At 51.2% G+C, this 16529-nt stretch carries 15 protein-coding genes; 3 read left to right on the forward strand and 12 right to left on the reverse strand.

The window, feature by feature from the left end; genetic code table 11:
- Positions 1-12: 12 nt before the first annotated feature.
- The 4 genes from LK536_RS56805 to LK536_RS56820 form a co-directional block, all read right to left on the reverse strand.
- Positions 13-1212 carry a diphosphate--fructose-6-phosphate 1-phosphotransferase gene (locus tag LK536_RS56805; RefSeq protein WP_008721136.1) on the reverse strand — a complete coding sequence of 400 codons (1200 nt, stop codon included), beginning with the start codon at positions 1210-1212 and terminating at the stop codon, positions 13-15.
- 106 nt (positions 1213-1318) lie between these two features.
- Positions 1319-2815, reverse strand: a complete 1497-nt coding sequence (gene xylB / locus LK536_RS56810; protein WP_008721134.1) for a xylulokinase — start codon at positions 2813-2815, stop codon at positions 1319-1321.
- 5 nt (positions 2816-2820) lie between these two features.
- Complete coding sequence (locus tag LK536_RS56815) at positions 2821-3210, reverse strand: VOC family protein (RefSeq protein WP_008721131.1); 390 nt, start codon at positions 3208-3210, stop codon at positions 2821-2823.
- Between the two features lie 13 nt (positions 3211-3223).
- Positions 3224-4021, reverse strand: coding sequence for a DeoR/GlpR family DNA-binding transcription regulator (locus tag LK536_RS56820; RefSeq protein ID WP_227797232.1), 798 nt, complete (start codon positions 4019-4021; stop codon positions 3224-3226).
- Between the two features lie 257 nt (positions 4022-4278).
- On the opposite strand from LK536_RS56820, the gene LK536_RS56825 reads away from it, so the two are divergent.
- Both LK536_RS56825 and LK536_RS56830 read left to right on the forward strand, forming a co-directional pair.
- Positions 4279-5118 carry a transketolase gene (locus tag LK536_RS56825; RefSeq protein WP_227797231.1) on the forward strand — a complete coding sequence of 280 codons (840 nt, stop codon included), beginning with the start codon at positions 4279-4281 and terminating at the stop codon, positions 5116-5118.
- A gap of 4 nt (positions 5119-5122) precedes the next feature.
- Positions 5123-6064: a transketolase family protein gene (locus LK536_RS56830; RefSeq protein ID WP_120058174.1), complete on the forward strand. Its 942-nt coding sequence runs from the start codon at positions 5123-5125 to the stop codon at positions 6062-6064.
- A gap of 67 nt (positions 6065-6131) precedes the next feature.
- Here the strand turns inward: LK536_RS56830 and LK536_RS56835 are convergent, their stop codons facing one another.
- The 7 genes from LK536_RS56835 to LK536_RS56865 all read right to left on the reverse strand — a co-directional run bounded on the left by LK536_RS56835 (position 6132) and on the right by LK536_RS56865 (position 14315).
- Positions 6132-6815, reverse strand: a complete 684-nt coding sequence (locus tag LK536_RS56835; protein WP_008721126.1) for a D-lyxose/D-mannose family sugar isomerase — start codon at positions 6813-6815, stop codon at positions 6132-6134.
- On the reverse strand, positions 6815-7867 hold the full coding sequence (locus LK536_RS56840; protein ID WP_227797230.1) for an aldose 1-epimerase family protein: 1053 nt from the start codon (positions 7865-7867) through the stop codon (positions 6815-6817). Before LK536_RS56840 ends, LK536_RS56835 begins: the two co-directional genes overlap by 1 nt.
- A gap of 64 nt (positions 7868-7931) precedes the next feature.
- The gene (gene hxlB, locus LK536_RS56845) at positions 7932-8504 is read right to left on the reverse strand and encodes a 6-phospho-3-hexuloisomerase (protein WP_227797229.1); all 573 of its coding nucleotides are present in this window, start codon (positions 8502-8504) and stop codon (positions 7932-7934) included.
- Positions 8505-8508: 4 nt separating this feature from the next.
- Positions 8509-9219, reverse strand: coding sequence for a ribulose-phosphate 3-epimerase (locus LK536_RS56850; protein WP_227797228.1), 711 nt, complete (start codon positions 9217-9219; stop codon positions 8509-8511).
- Positions 9216-10160 carry a carbohydrate kinase family protein gene (locus LK536_RS56855; protein WP_227797227.1) on the reverse strand — a complete coding sequence of 315 codons (945 nt, stop codon included), beginning with the start codon at positions 10158-10160 and terminating at the stop codon, positions 9216-9218. The genes LK536_RS56850 and LK536_RS56855 overlap by 4 nt, the downstream gene beginning before the upstream one ends.
- 224 nt (positions 10161-10384) lie before the next feature.
- Positions 10385-11545 (reverse strand): ROK family protein, encoded by a 1161-nt coding sequence (locus LK536_RS56860; RefSeq protein ID WP_008721117.1) that lies wholly within the window; start codon positions 11543-11545, stop codon positions 10385-10387.
- Positions 11546-12392: 847 nt separating this feature from the next.
- A complete protein-coding gene (locus tag LK536_RS56865; protein ID WP_227797252.1) occupies positions 12393-14315 on the reverse strand; it encodes an endonuclease MutS2 in 1923 nt (640 codons plus the stop codon).
- Positions 14316-14770: 455 nt separating this feature from the next.
- On the opposite strand from LK536_RS56865, the gene LK536_RS56870 reads away from it, so the two are divergent.
- Positions 14771-14905, forward strand: coding sequence for a MobA/MobL family protein (locus LK536_RS56870; RefSeq protein WP_081739090.1), 135 nt, complete (start codon positions 14771-14773; stop codon positions 14903-14905).
- 724 nt (positions 14906-15629) lie between these two features.
- Here LK536_RS56870 and LK536_RS56875 read toward each other — a convergent pair.
- Positions 15630-16457 (reverse strand): MBL fold metallo-hydrolase, encoded by an 828-nt coding sequence (locus tag LK536_RS56875; protein WP_025483713.1) that lies wholly within the window; start codon positions 16455-16457, stop codon positions 15630-15632.
- Between the last annotated feature and the right edge of the window lie 72 nt (positions 16458-16529).

Below are 16529 nucleotides of genomic sequence, written 5' to 3' on the forward strand. Positions count from 1 at the left end.
TGTAATAATCTGTTAGATATAGCGTTTGTTCAATACCGTGTACCTTGGAAGCTCCCCGATAAGCGGCATGATATAATCATAAAAGCCTTCCCTGATGTAATCCTTTTCCTCATTCACATAGGACATGGGGAGGCAGTTGTCTTCCTTTGCCACCTCTTCAAGGGCAGCCAGGTCATATTCTGCCTGGTACTGCGGGCCGGGAACCCGCCTGAGCGTCACCATCTTAAGGGACTCCCCCGCCACAGCCGCCCTTACGGCCCTTCTTCCCAGTTCTTCCGCCTCTTCCCTGTCTATATCCGACGCATCATGGGCGCCGCATCTCTGCATCAGCCCCAGGTCAATGCCCCTGATCTTACATTCAAAATTATCCCTTAACAATTGGTTCAGGTACGGGGTGATCCCGCCCATATTCTTCTGCATGTCCATGCCCCGGTTCACGGAAATGTCTTCAAACAGGAACCTGCCGTCCGCTGTCTTCACGCCTTCCGCAACCACTGCAAAGCATTTCCCTTTCTTCTCCAGGACACGCCTTATATCCCCTATGAACTTCTTCTGGTCAAACACCACTTCCGGAACATAAATCAGATCCGGCCCCAGATCAATCCTTTTGGCTGCCATGGATGCAGCTGCCAGAAAACCGGTATTGCGTCCCATGACCTCCGTGAACATGATAAGCTCCGTGTCATATGTCATCATGTCCCTGGCCAGTTCCGAAACCGTAACCGCCACATGCCTTGCCGCCGAAGGAAATCCAGGCGCGTGGTCAATGCAGGAAATGTCATTGTCCACTGTCTTAGGCACGACCATCAGCCGGAAATCATAAGCCTGTGATTCCAGAAAACGGCCCAGCCTCAGCCCGGCCCTTACCGAACCATTGCCCCCGTTTATGAATATATACCGGATATCCAGGGATTTAAGGTTTTTCAGTATCTTCCTGTAATCCGTCTGCAGCGGGTCATCCTCGTCAATCTCATACCTGCAGGAGCCAAATATCATGGATGGGGTGGAGGGCAGCAGTTTCTCGCCCGCCATCTCATCTGTAATATCAAATAACCTCCGCTCAATCAATCCCACGACCCCGTGTTCGGATGCGTAAATCCTGTTTATTTCCGGATGCCTCCTGCATTCATCAATCACACCGTAGGCAGATGTATTGATGACTGCCGTGGGTCCTCCTGATTGGATATATAATGCATTTGCCACTTTTTCCATTTATCTGTCCCCTCTGCGATGTCGTTTTCCCTCTGTCCAATTACTGTCCTGTGATAACCTGTGACGTGCAAAACCCTTACTGCGTGGATCTTATGCATCCTGCGCCTTACTCTGTCTTTAGCCTTGGATACAGATCCTTCACCTTCAGGTAAAGCTCCCGGAACAGCTCCTGCTGCTCCCTGTAGCGCTTCACATGCTCCATCACCGGTTCCACGGGGCAGTCATTGATTTTTACAATCCGGCTGCACGCCTCCTTGATATCCCGGTACATACCGCAGCCCACAGCTGCGAGTATGGCAGCCCCCTGGCAGGCCTCTTCTTCTGTCTTTGTGGTATATACAGGCATCTCCAGGATATCCGCCTGTATCTGCTTCCATGTAACCCCTTTGGCCGCCCCGCCGGAGGCAATCATCTTCCTCCTTTGGATTCCCATCTCATCCAGCACCAGCGCGCATTCCTTCAGATTGAATATCACGCCTTCCATGGTTGCCCGGATCATGTGGGCCTGTTCATGTTTCATGCCCATCCCAAAGTAAACCCCTTTGGCATATGGGTCCATGAACGGCGTGCGCTCGCCTGCCAGATACGGGATGAATAAAAGTCCCTCTGCCCCGGCAGGCACCTGTCCTGCCTCTGCGTCCAGTTCCCGATAGGGACGGTCATCCCTCAGCACCTTCTTCTTAAGCCAGCTCAAGGTGCTTCCGCCATTCAGCGCCCCGCCCTGGACATACCAGCGGTCCGCCACGGTATGGCACCATGTCTGCAGGCGCATCTGCGTATCATATAAAGGACGGTCCACCACAGCCGCAAGCTGTGACGCCGTGCCGATGTTGCAGGCCATGATTCCTTCTTCTATCACTCCGTTCCCAGTAAGCTGGGCAGAGGAATCGCCTGCCCCGTATACCACCCTGGTATGTTCTGACAGTCCGGTCCGTGCAGCCGCTTCTGCCCATACATGGCCCGCCACCTGGGAGCTTTCCCCCACCGCGGGCCAGATATCCTCCTTAAGCCCTGCCCGTTTAATCAGTTCCATGCACCAGCTTCTGCCCTTGACGGAAAATGCCAGCGTGGCGCATGCGTCCGAATAGTCGGAACCAATGGTTCCCGTCAGCCTGTACCGTATGTAATCCTTGGGAAGCATCACATGTTCTATCCGGTCATATGTATCCGGCCGGTGCCTCTTCAGCCAGAGAAGGGAGCATATCATCATGCCGGCCCCGGGCTGGTTAAGAAGTTCCGTGTCCAGAAGCCCGCCTGCCAGTTCTTTTATCCGGGCCGTCTCTTCTGCCGAGCGCTGGTCCATCCATATGATGGCAGGCATGACCGGTTCATTATCCCTGTCAAATGCCACCAGTCCGTGCATCTGGCCGGAAAGCCCGATGCCGTCCAGTTCTTCCGGCTTTATCCCGGACTTTTCCATGGCTTCCCGGATGGCCATTACCGTGCAGTCCCACCACACCTGCGGCTCCTGCTCCGCGTAGGACATCTTCGGGGTCATCACGTCATATCCCCTGCTGCTTACCGCCAATGTCCTGCCGTCCGGGTCCATGACCAGTACCTTGACACTTGACGTCCCAAGATCAATTCCAGCTAAATATCCCATATCCATCACCTTTGTATGATTTCAATCTCAACACCGTTGGGATCCGTAACCAGCATGGTGCTGCATCCCAGCTGTTCCACATAGGACGGGGCCTTCCTCACATATACCCCCTTCTCCCTGCAGGTGCCGTACACCTCGTCCAGCTGTTCTGCCACCAGGCAGAAATGCCTGTAGGTACCGGTGTCCGTCTCCTTTATGTCCTTCGGCTCTTCCTTGGCTTCATAATCAATCAGTTCCAGCCGCACGCCCTGGGGCAGCTCATAATATGTAAGCGTATGGTCCCCCATATGGACAGATCCGGCTTCCTTTAGTCCCAGCACATCCCCGTAGAACGCCTTGGAACGGTCCAGGTCCCTGACATTAACCGTTATATGGTCCAGCCCTGTAATCTTCATAGGAAACCTCCTCTTATTCAGCCAGGATGATATCTGTCATGGTTACAATGGAATCAAAATCTTCCTTCTCAATCTCCGTGTCCACTATCAGTCCGTTTATATATCCAAGGTCCGCTATCTGTGCAAATGTAACCGTACCCAGCTTGCTGCTGTCACTCATGAGATAGGATGCGCAGCACACATCCAGGATTTCACGCACGCTTTTAGCTGTCTCGAAATCAGGTGCTGTAATCCCCCGCTCGACACTGAAGCCGTTGCAGGAGAAAAATCCCTTGTCAATGTTAATCATGCCCAGGAATTCATTCCTGGTGGGCAGCGTGGTATAGTGGTATCCCCTCCTGACCAGCCCGCCCAGTATATAAACATTGAAATCCGTATGGTCTTCCAGCCATACCGCGTTGCGGATATCGTTGACCACCACGGTCAGGTTCTTCTTCTCCGGAAGCAGCTTCACCAGCTCAAATGTGGTTGTCCCTGTGGTTACCGCAATAATGTCGCCGTCATCAATCAGCTCCAGGGCAGCCCTGGCAATTGCCTTTTTCTGAGGCATCATCTGTGTCTCTTTGTCCGTGGGGGACAGTTCCCGTCCCATCTTGGAATTCCTGATGGCGCCTCCATGTGTCCTGGTAATCAGCTTCTTGCTCTCCAGCTGTTTCAGGTCATTCCTTATGGTTGAGGAGGAAACCCCGAACATCTCACACAGCACCGGCACCACTGCCTTCCCGTTGGCATTGATGGTTTCAATTATCTTTCGTTGGCGTTCTTCGGCGAATAAGCTTTTATTTGAAACACCTGTAGTCATTTTGTCCATTATCATCACCCTTTACGAAAGTAATTATAGCAAAAAGCACAATATATTGCAATATGTAATTCTCACTTTTTATTATTTTATATTGATACTGTTTTTTATCATTGTTGTTTGTTGTTGTTTGCTGTTGTTTTTTCTTGACAAAAATCTATTTTCTGCTAACATCTAAAGTAGGATTGCCTTTTTAATGGACGTCCACGACATAGAGGATCGTGGGAAAGCATTGCAACAATATTCCACACAACAAGGAGGGTGTATGAATGATTACCAGTTATCAAACTTCTGCCGGTCTGCAAAAACTTGCCGACCGCATCCGGTTCAGCTCCATCAAATCCATGTACGCAAGTAAAGGCGGACATGTGGGCGGCGTATTATCCCTGTGTGAACTCATGGCTGTCCTGTATGGGAGCGTCATGGATTATGACCCACAAAACCCGCACTGGGAAGAACGTGACAAGGTGGTGCTTTCAAAAGGACACTGCGGGCCGGTCCTCTACAGCGCCCTTGCCCTCTCCGGTTTTTTCCCGGAAAAAGAGCTTATGACCCTGAACCGGAACGGCACCCATCTTCCCAGCCACTGTGACATGAACAAAACCGTGGGAATCGATATGACAACCGGCTCCCTTGGACAGGGCGCCTCCACCGCGGCCGGCATGGCCCTTGGCAAGAAGATGCTGGACAGGAAGGGCAATGTATTCCTGATTCTGGGCGATGGGGAACTGAATGAAGGCCAGGTCTGGGAGATGGCCATGTTTGCAAAACAGCACAAGCTTGATAATCTCATAACGTTTGTTGACTGGAACCACCAGCAGCTGGATGGCTATACTGACGGCATCTGTGATCTGGGGAACATTGAAACCCTGTTTAAAGCATTTGGTTTTGAAGCAGTTACCATTGACGGACATGATGTGGACGCCATAGCGACAGCTTCCAGGAATGCCCTGGCTTCCAGGAACGGCCTTCCCAAATGCATTGTCCTTAATACGGTCAAAGGGAAGGGCTGGAGCGTAACGGAAGGAAAAACAGGCATCCACCACATCGCCATAACGGACGAAATGATGGCAGAAGCCCAGCAGGAATTCGCAGGAAAGGAGCTGTAAACCCATGAAACAATATGCAACCGATATGAGGACTGCCCTGGCAGACACACTGATTGAGCTTGAAGGGACCAATGACCGGATTCTCTGGCTGGACGCCGACCTGATGGCATCCTCCGGCATGAACAGATTCAAAGCAGCATACCCGGATAAGGTCATTAACTGCGGGATCCAGGAAGCCAATATGTTCGGCGTGGCGGCCGGCCTTTCCGAGGAAGGCTTCATCCCCTTTGTCCACTCCTTTGGCGCATTTGCAAGCCGCCGCATTGCGGACCAGATTTTCATGTCCGGCGTCTATGCGCGCCAGAACGTGCGTATCGTGGGCAGCGATCCCGGCATCTCAGCCGGGCCAAACGGCGGTACACATATCAGCCTGGAGGACATCGGTATCCTGCGTTCGCTTCCCGGAACCGTCATCCTGGAACCATGCGACCCGGTGCAGCTGCGCTCCGTCATCACCCAGACCGTCAGCCAGAGAGGGATTTTCTATATCCGCCTCATGCGCAAGACAAAGGACCAGTTCTATGAAGAAGGCACTGACTTCCGGCTCGGGAAGGCATCCATACTGAGGGAAGGGAAGGATCTGTCCATCATCACATGCGGCACCATCTGCATCAAGGAAGCCTTAAAAGCCGCAGAAGCGTTAGAGGCAGAGGGCATCCAGGCCCAAATCATGGACATGTTCACCATCAAGCCCCTTGACAGGGAGGCGGTCATAAAGGCCGCTGCAGGGACAAGGGCGGTCATCACCCTTGAAAACCACAATATCTATAACGGTCTTGGCTCCGCGGTGGCAGAAGTGATTGCAGAGGAAGGAATCAGCATCCCCTTCAGGCGCCTGGGCGCCCCGGACAGGGCCGGGGAGGTGGGCACGGCGGATTACCTGCTCAACCGGTTCGGTATGGATGCAGCCGCTGTGATTGCCGCAGCAAGAAACTTACTGGAATGATGCAGATGCCGCAGGTTCCCCGCCTGCGGCATTTCCACCCCTTAACGGTCCCCCGGGCGGATTATGATCAATCCTTTGCCGGCGGGTACTCGTTACAGAGCAGCCTGTAAGGCGCCTCATCTTCTTCTATGGTTGGGAATCTTCCCAGCGGGTTCAGGAAACGGTTGTCCGTATTGTCATCATTGCACATGGATACTTCCCCAATCAGCACAGGGCCGCCTTCGGGTATGATGAACTCGTGGTACAGGTACGGATACAGGGTCAGGCTTTCACCTGGGTGCAGGATTACCTTGGTTCCGGCGGGCATGGTGTACCGGCGTCCGTCCTGGCAGATCACCACGTCCGTGTCAGCCAGCTGTTCCGTCTCCTTGTCCGCGTTATAAAGGGTAAATTCAATGTCATTGCCGCCGCGGTTGATGATGTCCTCCATCTTGCCCCAGTGGAAATGCATGGGGGATACCTGCCCGCTGTCACACATGATGATTTTCTCTGCATAGGGTTTCTGATACTTCGGGTTATGTACATTACCGTTGCGGATGGTAATCAGCGCAAGGCCCAGCTTGTCAAAATCCCCCTCGCCGTAATCCGTCACATCCCATCCCAGCATGTTATCCCGTATCTCATCATACTCATGTCCCTTGTCCTGCCACTCCTCCGGCGTAAAACCCAGGAAAGGAGGAAGCTCAAAACAGTGCTCCTTCATCAGGGCCTCAAACTTTTTAATGACTGCGTTGATTTCTGATCGTTTCATTATGATTCTCCTTTTATTTTATTCATCCGTTCCCGGCAGTTCCCGATTGCTTCCTCACCCTCCAGCACCGTGAACCGGATCTGGTTCACTTCCTTCTCAAAGGGCTGCAGGTAATGGACCTTATCCTGGCTGATATGATACGGCTTGCCGTACACGCTGGAGTTGGAGGGTTCCAGCCCAAGGGCATAATCCCCGGAAGCCATGGACTTCCATTCCATGAAGTAAGGCAGGTTCTTACGGTTGAATTCCAGGCAAAAGGCCAGTTCCCTGCCATGGTTCACCACCATGGCCATGGTATTGCCCGATTCATCCTCAGCCATGTCATGGAGGAAAACGTATTCCGGTTCATTTGGTTTCGGTTCATCCATCCAGTTCCATCTGTCCACATGCTGTTCTGCAAATGCTTCCCTTCCAGACACCTTTTTAACCGGCAGCACCAGCTCGCAGGTTTCATCTAAAAAGGGATATCCCATGTTGCAGTGATAGAGCAGCATCAGGGGTTCCGGACGGAATGCCTGGTTCTCAATCTCATCCGTAACCAGGATGGAGTTGGAACCCAGCCTTGTCTCTATGGTCCTTCTAAGGACCATGTTCTCACCGAACAGTTCAGCCTCCCGCATCTCCCCCTTCACAGAGATCACATACTCATCCCCGTCAAAGAAGGCGTCCGCCCCCGTATGTTCAGCAGGCGTCGTCCTCATCCTGCCGTGCATGGGGTAATCCCTGCCATCCACATTGCAGGGCGCGCAGATTGTTTCCAGGCCGCAGGTGAAAAGAAGTCCGCCCATGATGCTTCTCTGGGCTTCCTGTCCATTGGTGTCATAATGGCCCCGTCCCATCAGCCCGGGCTTTGCCATAAATGACATGTTCATGCCCTTATACGATAAATCCGATATATCCAGGCATTTATCCGCCATCACGTGGAAGGCCATGTGGCCGGATTTGATTTCCCAGGCATTCATGTTCTTTGCACGCCCCTCTTTGTATGCCACCGGCCTTACATAAGCCAGCTGCTGCATGCTGCCGGCGTATTTCATCCAATCCTTTTTCATTTTATGCACCCCAGTTTTCTTTACATTGGATTCTTTCCTTCTGTTTCCTTTCCTTCTGTTTCCTCTACTCCAGATTTGCGTGATATTTCCACAGGCTCTTCATGTCAATCTGCTTTTTATCAATAATCATCTTGGCAATGGTATCCCCCAGTATCAGGAGGCCCTGCTCAAAAAGCGAGGTCATGGGCTGTACGGAATCAATCTCGTCTTCCAGGTAATTCTTGGTCCGCACAGGAATACGCACCATGAATTCAGCCACGTCCTTCATCTCACTGCCTGGATTGGAGCCGATGTGCACCACCCTGGCCCCTGCCGCCTTTGCCTTTTTGGCAATCCCCAGGGGAAACAGGGTGGAGCCGCTGCCCGAGCCCACAATCAACAGGTCATTGCCCGTGATGGCCGGTTCCGTGATTTCCCCCACATAGTGGGTACGGATTCCCAGATGCGCCAGACGTTTTGCAATGGCCTGCAGGGACAGAAGCACCCTTCCCACACCCACGAAAAACACCTGGTCCGCATCCAGCACCGCATCCGCCAGCGCCTCCACGGCCGACGGGTCCACACTGCCGAGGGCCGTATCCAGTTCCTTTAAAACAGTTGTATATGTATTCCTGTACTCATCGCTGTAATATCCCATCTCATCACTCCTTAGAATCCTCATTCAGGGTTTGTGCCAGGTCATTGACCGCTTTCAGGCTTCCCGCCAGATCCTCCTTCTTGATACAGGTGCTTCCCGCCACGAATATATTGGCAATCCCCCTGCCGTAATCCTCTATGTTCTTGGGGGAAATCCTGCCGTCCAGGATGATCCTGGTATCCAGTCCCCTGTGGTCTATCATCTTCCTCAAGTCCCTGATCTTACGGTCCCCGTAGGATACCTGTGCCTCCCCGGCGCACTGGGCAAAGCCGGGATTGATCAACATCAGCAGGACAGCGTCACATTTATCCAGGACATAATCAAGGACGGTCAGGGGGGTTCCCGGCTTCAGGGCCACACCGGCCCGCACACCCTTTCCATGGATGTAGTTTAACAGCCCGTCCACATGGTCCGCTGTCTCGATGTGGAACACAATCTGTGAAACGCCGCATTCCAACAGCTCATCAATGAAATATTGGGGATCGGACGTCATGACATGGGCCTCAAATTCCAGGTCCGTCTTCTTGCGCAGCTGCTTTACCGTCTCCAGCCCCAGAGGCATGCTTGGGCTGAAATGTCCATCCAGAATGTCCACATGCAGCATCTGGATGCCGCTTTCCTCCACCAGTTTGGCCTGCTGCTCAAGGTTGCACAGATCCAGGCAGATCAGGGATGGTGAAATAATGCAGGAGTGGTTCCATATTTCTTTGCTCATCTGTCCTCCTCCAAATACAGTTCAATCTCCGCCCTGGTGGGAAGGGATGCAATGGCCCCCTTGGACTGGATGCACAGGGAACCGCTTACATTGCCGTACCTCATGGCGTCCTCCAGGATTTCCCTTGTAAATATCCCTGTACGGTCAGCGCCTTTTATCAGCAGCCTGGAAAGGAAGCCTCCCCAGAACGCATCCCCTGCTCCTGTTGTGTCCACAATGGCGCTTGCCCTGCGTCCCTTTACCACAAAGGAACTTCCTGCGAAAAAGCACTCGGCCCCTTCTGCCCCCAGGGTTTCAATCACCACCGCGACCTGGTTCTGCTTCATGACCCGGTGTATGTTTTCCCGCCCTCCAATCATGTCTGCCTCTTCCTCCGATATTTTTAGGAGGTCGATGTAGGGAAGTATGCCCATGACGGTGTCCGCGGCCGCCTGTCTGTCATCGTCCCACATCAGGTTTCTGTAATTCACGTCAAAGCTCACCATCTTCCCCATCTCATGTCCCCGTTTCAGCGTATGGATGGTTGCGGCCCTGGCCTCCCCCTTTGACAGGGAACAGGAGCCCCCATGAATGACCTTGCAGCCTGCAAGGTACTCATCCCGGATATCCGATACGCGCAGGAACATATCCGCCCCCGGCTTCCTGGCAAAGGTGAAGCTCCGTTCCCCGCCTGGCGAGAGCGATACAAAGGCCATGGTGGTCACCGCCTCCCTGCACAGTTGCGGGCTGAGGGGCGTCACCTGATTGTCTTCCAGGGTCTGTATCAGGAAACGGCCAAAATCATCGTCCCCCACCTTGCAGAAGATTCCGGCGGACAGCCCGTTCCTGGCCGCTGCAATAGCCACATTGGCCGGCGCGCCCCCTGGATTGCGGATATAGCTGCCCTCCTCTGTTCCCGGGATAAAGTCAATGACCATCTCCCCAATCGTAATGATATCCACAGCATCATCTCCCTTTCCTTACTTTATTTCCATCATAAGCCCTTTAATTAGTAAAGTCAATATACTAATTAAATATTGTATAATTTACATATTAATTCCGGTTTATTTTTGTGCATGATATACATATGGCAAGATGTCTAAAAGGCTGTAAGACAACAAAAAGGGCGTGCCCGGCATCCGCTTACCTCCTGGCACACCCTTAAATATATTTGAAAATCCATTCCCTAATCCAACAATATATTCCCCTCATACACCTGATTCAGCACATTACAGACAGCTCCCAACAGCTGTGAATCTTCCCCGAAATACGCCCTTTTTACCCCGGTCCTGCTCCTGTCCCTGGCGAATTTCAATTCATTGATCCCATCCTCCAGCTGTTTCACATACTTTTCAGGCAGATGGACCCCATCATATCCAAGCAGGACCAGGTCCAGGTTCAGCAGGTTTACGGTACTCACCAGCGCGGAAGTTATCTTTTCCGTCACATCCTCGAATATCTCGCACATCCGGTCCGTTTCCTTCATATGGCAGAATCCGGCAAAGCTTAAGGACTGGCCCGTTGCTTTCCTCAGGCGGCCCAGGATTTCATCCGTGTTAACATACAGTTCCAGGCAGCCGCGGTTTCCGCAGATACACTTCTTTCCCCTGTAGTCAATGCTCACATGGCCAACCTCGGGCGCCAGTTTCCTGGAATCCACATACAATGCCCCGTTTTTTACAATACCGCAGCCCACGCCCCTTGCCATGCCTAAAAGCATGAAGCTGTCCCTGTTCTTTCCATTCCCATAGAGAAGTTCTGCCAGGGCCGCGCTCTGGTTGTCATGGTCCATGAACACGGGAAGGGAATACCTGTCCTCCAAAAGGCTGGCCACCGGTATGTCATGGATACCGTAAAAGTAGGGCGGGTTCAGTATCATGCCCCGGTCAAAATCAATGGGACCGATACTGGCAATCCCAATCCCCAAAATATTCTTTTCATATCCGAGCATGGCATCTGTCAGGGCGTAAATGATGGATATCAGTTCCCTTTTATCCGGCTGCTGCAGCATGACCGTCTTCCTGTACTGCACATTCAGATAAAAATCACAGAGCACGGCCTCACACCGGTCCCTGAGGATCAGGATCCCAATGGTTTTCGGCGCGCCCTCCGGTATCCTCAGGCTGATGGGATTGCGGCCCACACCATCGCACTGGTCCACACCGCCCTCTTTTACAAGTCCCTTATCCGCCAGCTCCGACACCATATTGGTTATGGCCATCTTGGTCATGCCCATGTGGGCCACCAGTTCCACACGGTTGTTGCAGGTCCCGGTGGCAATCAGTTTTAAGATCTGTCCCCTGTTATGTTTTTTTACATCAATGCGCTTTGTCCCCAGTGTCTTCATGATATGTTACTCCGTACCTTTCATTTTGGCTGTCCCACATTTCCTTACCCACAGCAGCAATCCCTGATCTGCAATGCCGGCCGGTCCTGGTCGGTATCCCTTCTGCCTGCATTATCGGCAGACATGCGGCTTTCTATGTTATTATAAGCAATCTTTAGGTCAGTTTACAAGAAACTGCTTACCACATACAGACTATGAAACGGACTGCTGATAAAAGAATATGTTGCCGTCTCTTGTATATATGATATACTTTTCTTAGGGAGCAATCGTGTTGCAGGGTGGCGTTGACCTTCATTCTACATAGGATGGAGGTGATGTCTATGAAACATTTCGATTTTAAAGACCTTATGGCTTTTGGAATGTTTATTTTAGCGTTACTGACATTCATTTATTTGATTTGTCACTAGTGTACTGACACGATGACATTCAGGCAAACCTCCTTGTCTATTTTCCTGATAGCACAGGTCAAAAATACTCAGCGTAGCCCGCTACGCCTCCGTTTTTTGACCTGCACTCTCAGAAAAATATCCTGCGGAGTTTTACCAGAAGTCATCGTGCCAGTACACCAGCTTAACATAGAAAAACCACCCCTAAACTTTGGCGAGTAGCAGGGTGGAGTTTCTATCTTCTTACTGGTCAACCCACCTTGTGGGCGGTTGTTCCTCTTTATATCTATATTGTAACATTTCTTATCATTACATGCAAGAATTTTTCATGCGCCCAATCCCACCATCTAGTTTAAACTGTTACATATATGCCCTTTATAAAAACTTACATGCAGTAAACTACTTGTAAATCCGATGTGGCAGGACCGGCCAGCCACGGCCCCCGCCACATCATGAACGGATTAATACTCCTCGACCTTAACTTCCCTGCCCGCTTGGAACTTCCGTTCCATGGCATGTCTGGCCTTACGGTTCTCCACGCTGTCAAAGATAATGGAGAAATCATAGTCCTCCGGATACAGCCGGTCCGCCTTGACCCTGAGTTTCAGGCGCTTGTAGTTTACCAGGCGCTTTTCTTTCTTCACCTGAACCAGGACATTTCCCTTTAAGTCCGCAGGCTTTACCACGATGCCAGGCTCCCCGGCCGGTTCCACGCTTACGCTGTCACCTCTTGAGAATATCCCGGATACATCCGTGGACTCCGTCCTCTTTTTCATAACCGTGATACCTGGTTCATAGATCCTTTTTATGCCCTCCTCTTCCTTCTGTTCCAGCCCCAGTTCCTGCTTCAGGCTTTCCTTGATATCCCCATAGGCCTCCCCTGCGGCCACCTTAAGCATGTGTCCCGGCATTCCCAGGCGCTTTGCAATATAAAGCGCGCAGCTGTCCCCGGACTTGCCCATCTCCAGGCGGTAGAGGGGCCTTAGGTTTTCCCTGTCAAACGCCATCCTGGCGCTGACGATTTCCCCATGTTTCCTTGCATAGGACTTGACCTCCGGGTAATGGGTGGTCACCAGGTACAGGCAGCCGCGAAGGCGCAGTTCTTCCAGTATGGCGATGGCAATCCCCATTCCCTCAGCCGGGTCCGTGCCGGAGCCAAGTTCATCCAGGATTACCAGGCTGTCCCTGGTGGCCCTGCGGAGTATATCCATCACATTGGTGATATGGGCTGAGAATGTTGACAGGTTATCCGCAAGGTCCTGCCCGTCGCCTATATCGCAGAGCACCAGGTTCCTCATGGCAACATCGCCGTAAGCGCAGGGCAGATGCAGCCCGCATCCGGCCATCAGCGTGAAAAGTCCCACGGTCTTTATGGCCACGGTCTTGCCGCCTGTATTGGGGCCTGTTATGATCATTCCGCGTTTCTCACCGCCGATTTCAAACTGCAGGGGCACATTGGATTCAGAAGGCAGCAGGGGGTGCCTGGCATCCTTCAGGCAGATACACCCTTCGGTGTTGATGGCAGGTTCCCTTGCCTCCATCTGTGCGCTGAGCTTGCCTTTTGCAAAGATGAAGTCCAGCTTTGCCAGGGTTTCCAGGTTGCCTTTTATGGATGGCTCCTGGGATGCAATCATATCCATCAGGCTGTAGAGGATTTTCCTCTCCTCGCAGTCCTCCTCCACCAGCAGGATTTCCCTCTGGTCCTGAAGCCTTGCCACTGTTTCCGGTTCAATAAACACCGTGGCCCCTGTGGATGAACTGTCTATGACGCTGCCAGGCACCCTGGACTTATACTCTTTCTTTACAGGAAGGCACAGCCTGTGGTTCCTGGTGACCACAAAGGCTTCGGACATATACTTTTTATTATTTTTTAACAGGGATTCCGCCTTATCCTTAATCTTTTCCTCCAGGCCGCGGATTTCCTTGCGGATTCCCCAAAGGGTGCCGGATGCATGGTCGTCGACCCGGCCATGGCGCACCGACCGCTCTATCTCCTCCTTCAGTTCCGTAAGGGGAGATAAATCATCACTGTAAAATGCAGCCGGGATGTGATGCATCTTCCCACGTTCCAGATATGCCTGCATCCGCCTGACGGCTGCCAGGAACATCCCTACCTCTTCCATCTCTTCCGGAAGCAGCAGCTCCCCAAGCACTGCCTTTTCCACAATGCGGCCAATCTGTTCCATGACAGGAAGGGGAGGCGTGCCAAGAAGGTCCAGCATCTGTCTGGCCTGGGTGGTGTCCCTCATGTTCCGTTTCAGTTCCCCTTCATCCAGATATGGCTGAAGTTCCCTTATCTTTTCCTTTGCCTGGGGTGAATTGGCGTATCCTTCCAGCTGTCCTATGATTTCCGTAAATGCAACCGCGTCAAATGTATGATTCATTGTATCTGTATTCCTTTCCATTCTGCTTATTCCTTACAATCCGTTTCATGAGAATAAAAATGGAAAACAAAAAACCCATGGACATCCACCAACAGGTTTCGTCACATAGGTCTGCCAGGTGCTGCATCCACACGCCGCAGCACACACTTCTATATGTCCATCTGTCAGGGATGATGGTACAGCAAATAACGCCCACAGGTTACTTTGTATCCGGGTAATACCCGGCACATCATCACCTGCGCAGCACGGACCTGCTGTACACCATAGATTCATTATCTTCCACTAACAGATACAATTAACAAAAAGACGCCTCGCTTTCAAGTTCAAAAATATTATGGTACCGATGATAACATAAAGTCGATAAAAGGTCAACTGGAAATTTTTTCAGTACAGTCTTCCTACAACTTTTTCACGGGTCTTTGACACCCGGAAGTTTGACAGACTAACCTCATGAACTGACTTTAGAACAGCAAACAGCCCTAATAAGGGCATACATAGAACAGAATTTTATTTCACAGGGCATGTGCGCCGACTTTGCAATTCATAATCCACCAGTCACAGACAGCAAAAGGAGACCTCTATTCACTTGATAAAGATGGTCAATGGCAGCCAAGATATCAAAAAAGTTACCTATTCCATAAGGATGACATTGAAAAATCAATACCAGAATATCCCTAATCTAATAATAGCAGTTTGGGACTCAAAAGATACTCTTTTCCGGTGGAGGGAATCCTGGGCCAGTATGTGTAATCTTAATAGAGAGATTGCGGAGGATAATAGCCACCAATTCACCCCCCTGTTTTCTTAGAACCCATTCATTCCTTTATTGAAAGACCAAAGATAATCTGGTAAAATATTTCATAGGGAACAATCATGTTATAACAAGGTGTTGGCCTTCCATTTTACATAAGATGGGAGGTGGTGCGGATGAAATTTGACTTTAAGGATTTAATGGCCTTTGGCATGTTCATTCTCGCATTATTGACCTTAATCTTAAAGATTAGTCAGTAGCGTTTTCTAAATCCCGGAAACGGGTACAGAAAAACCACCCTTGTAAACTTGGCCGTTGAGAGGGTGGATTTTTCTATCGTTGATATAGGCCAACCTCTTGTATGAGGTGGTTGTTCCTTTTTTATTACACTTTTATTATAGTCAATCTTCATCATGATTTCAAGTGATTCTTAAAAATTTCCTATACTGTCTGCACAGGAGTCTGACAGTTGAATATATGAAAAAGACGCAGGGAAACCCGAAATTTTTCAGCTCGGTCTTCCTACAATTATTTCCAGTATAACCCTCCACAATTCATTCCCCTCAATCCTGCTCCATGATTACCATCCCCACGCCGGCTTCCGACACATTCAGGGTTTCTGCCATTTTTATTTTTGCCTTTAGGGATACACAGTGGCATGGATAAAGTGTCTTTATCCCCATCCTCTCCAGATGGCGGATGGTCTGCTCCAGCCGGTTATCCACATCAAACAGATGGAATCCGCCCAGAATCCCCACAATCCTGGATTCCCCGCACACTTTGACCGCATAATCCACGATATTACAGATACCGCTGTGGGAACATCCTGTGATGATGAACAATCCGCCCTCCACCTTACAGACCAGGGCCGAATCGTCCTCCAGCATGTCCTGCTGCCAGCCGTTCCAAGTTTTCCTCACCCCGATTGCATCCCTGCCTTCAAATCCATTTTCCCGGGGGACCTGCCCCAGGAACACACAGTTTTCAGACAGGAACCATGGCTTTACGGCAGGAATATAGTCAAAACACGTTTCAACCACATCCCTTCCCCAAGGCGAACCTATATCCTCCCCGTCAAATGCCTTGGGTTCAAAGCATCCCGGATGGGCAATCAGCCGGATGTCCGGCCGTGGATGATGGATTCCCATGCTGTCCGCGCACACATGGGCAAGGCCGCCCGTGTGGTCGTTATGCCCATGGGACAGCACAATATGTGTTATATCCCTCATATCTATGTCCATGGCCCTGGCATTCTTAAGGAACACATCGGAATATCCTGTGTCAAATAATATGCGCATGCCGTCCATTTCAATGTAATGGCACACTGCTGGTTCCCCTACATAGTATTGGTCAATCAGTGTGTTGTTGTCAACCAGGATCCGTATCTTCATATAAATCTCCATTCCGCCGCCTTCGGATGGCGGCACAAATAGTTATGAAAGTCTTCCAACTCTCTACGCTGT

It is taken from the genome of Clostridium pacaense (assembly GCF_020709765.2).
Taxonomy (GTDB): Bacteria; Bacillota; Clostridia; order Lachnospirales; family Lachnospiraceae; genus Enterocloster; species Enterocloster hominis.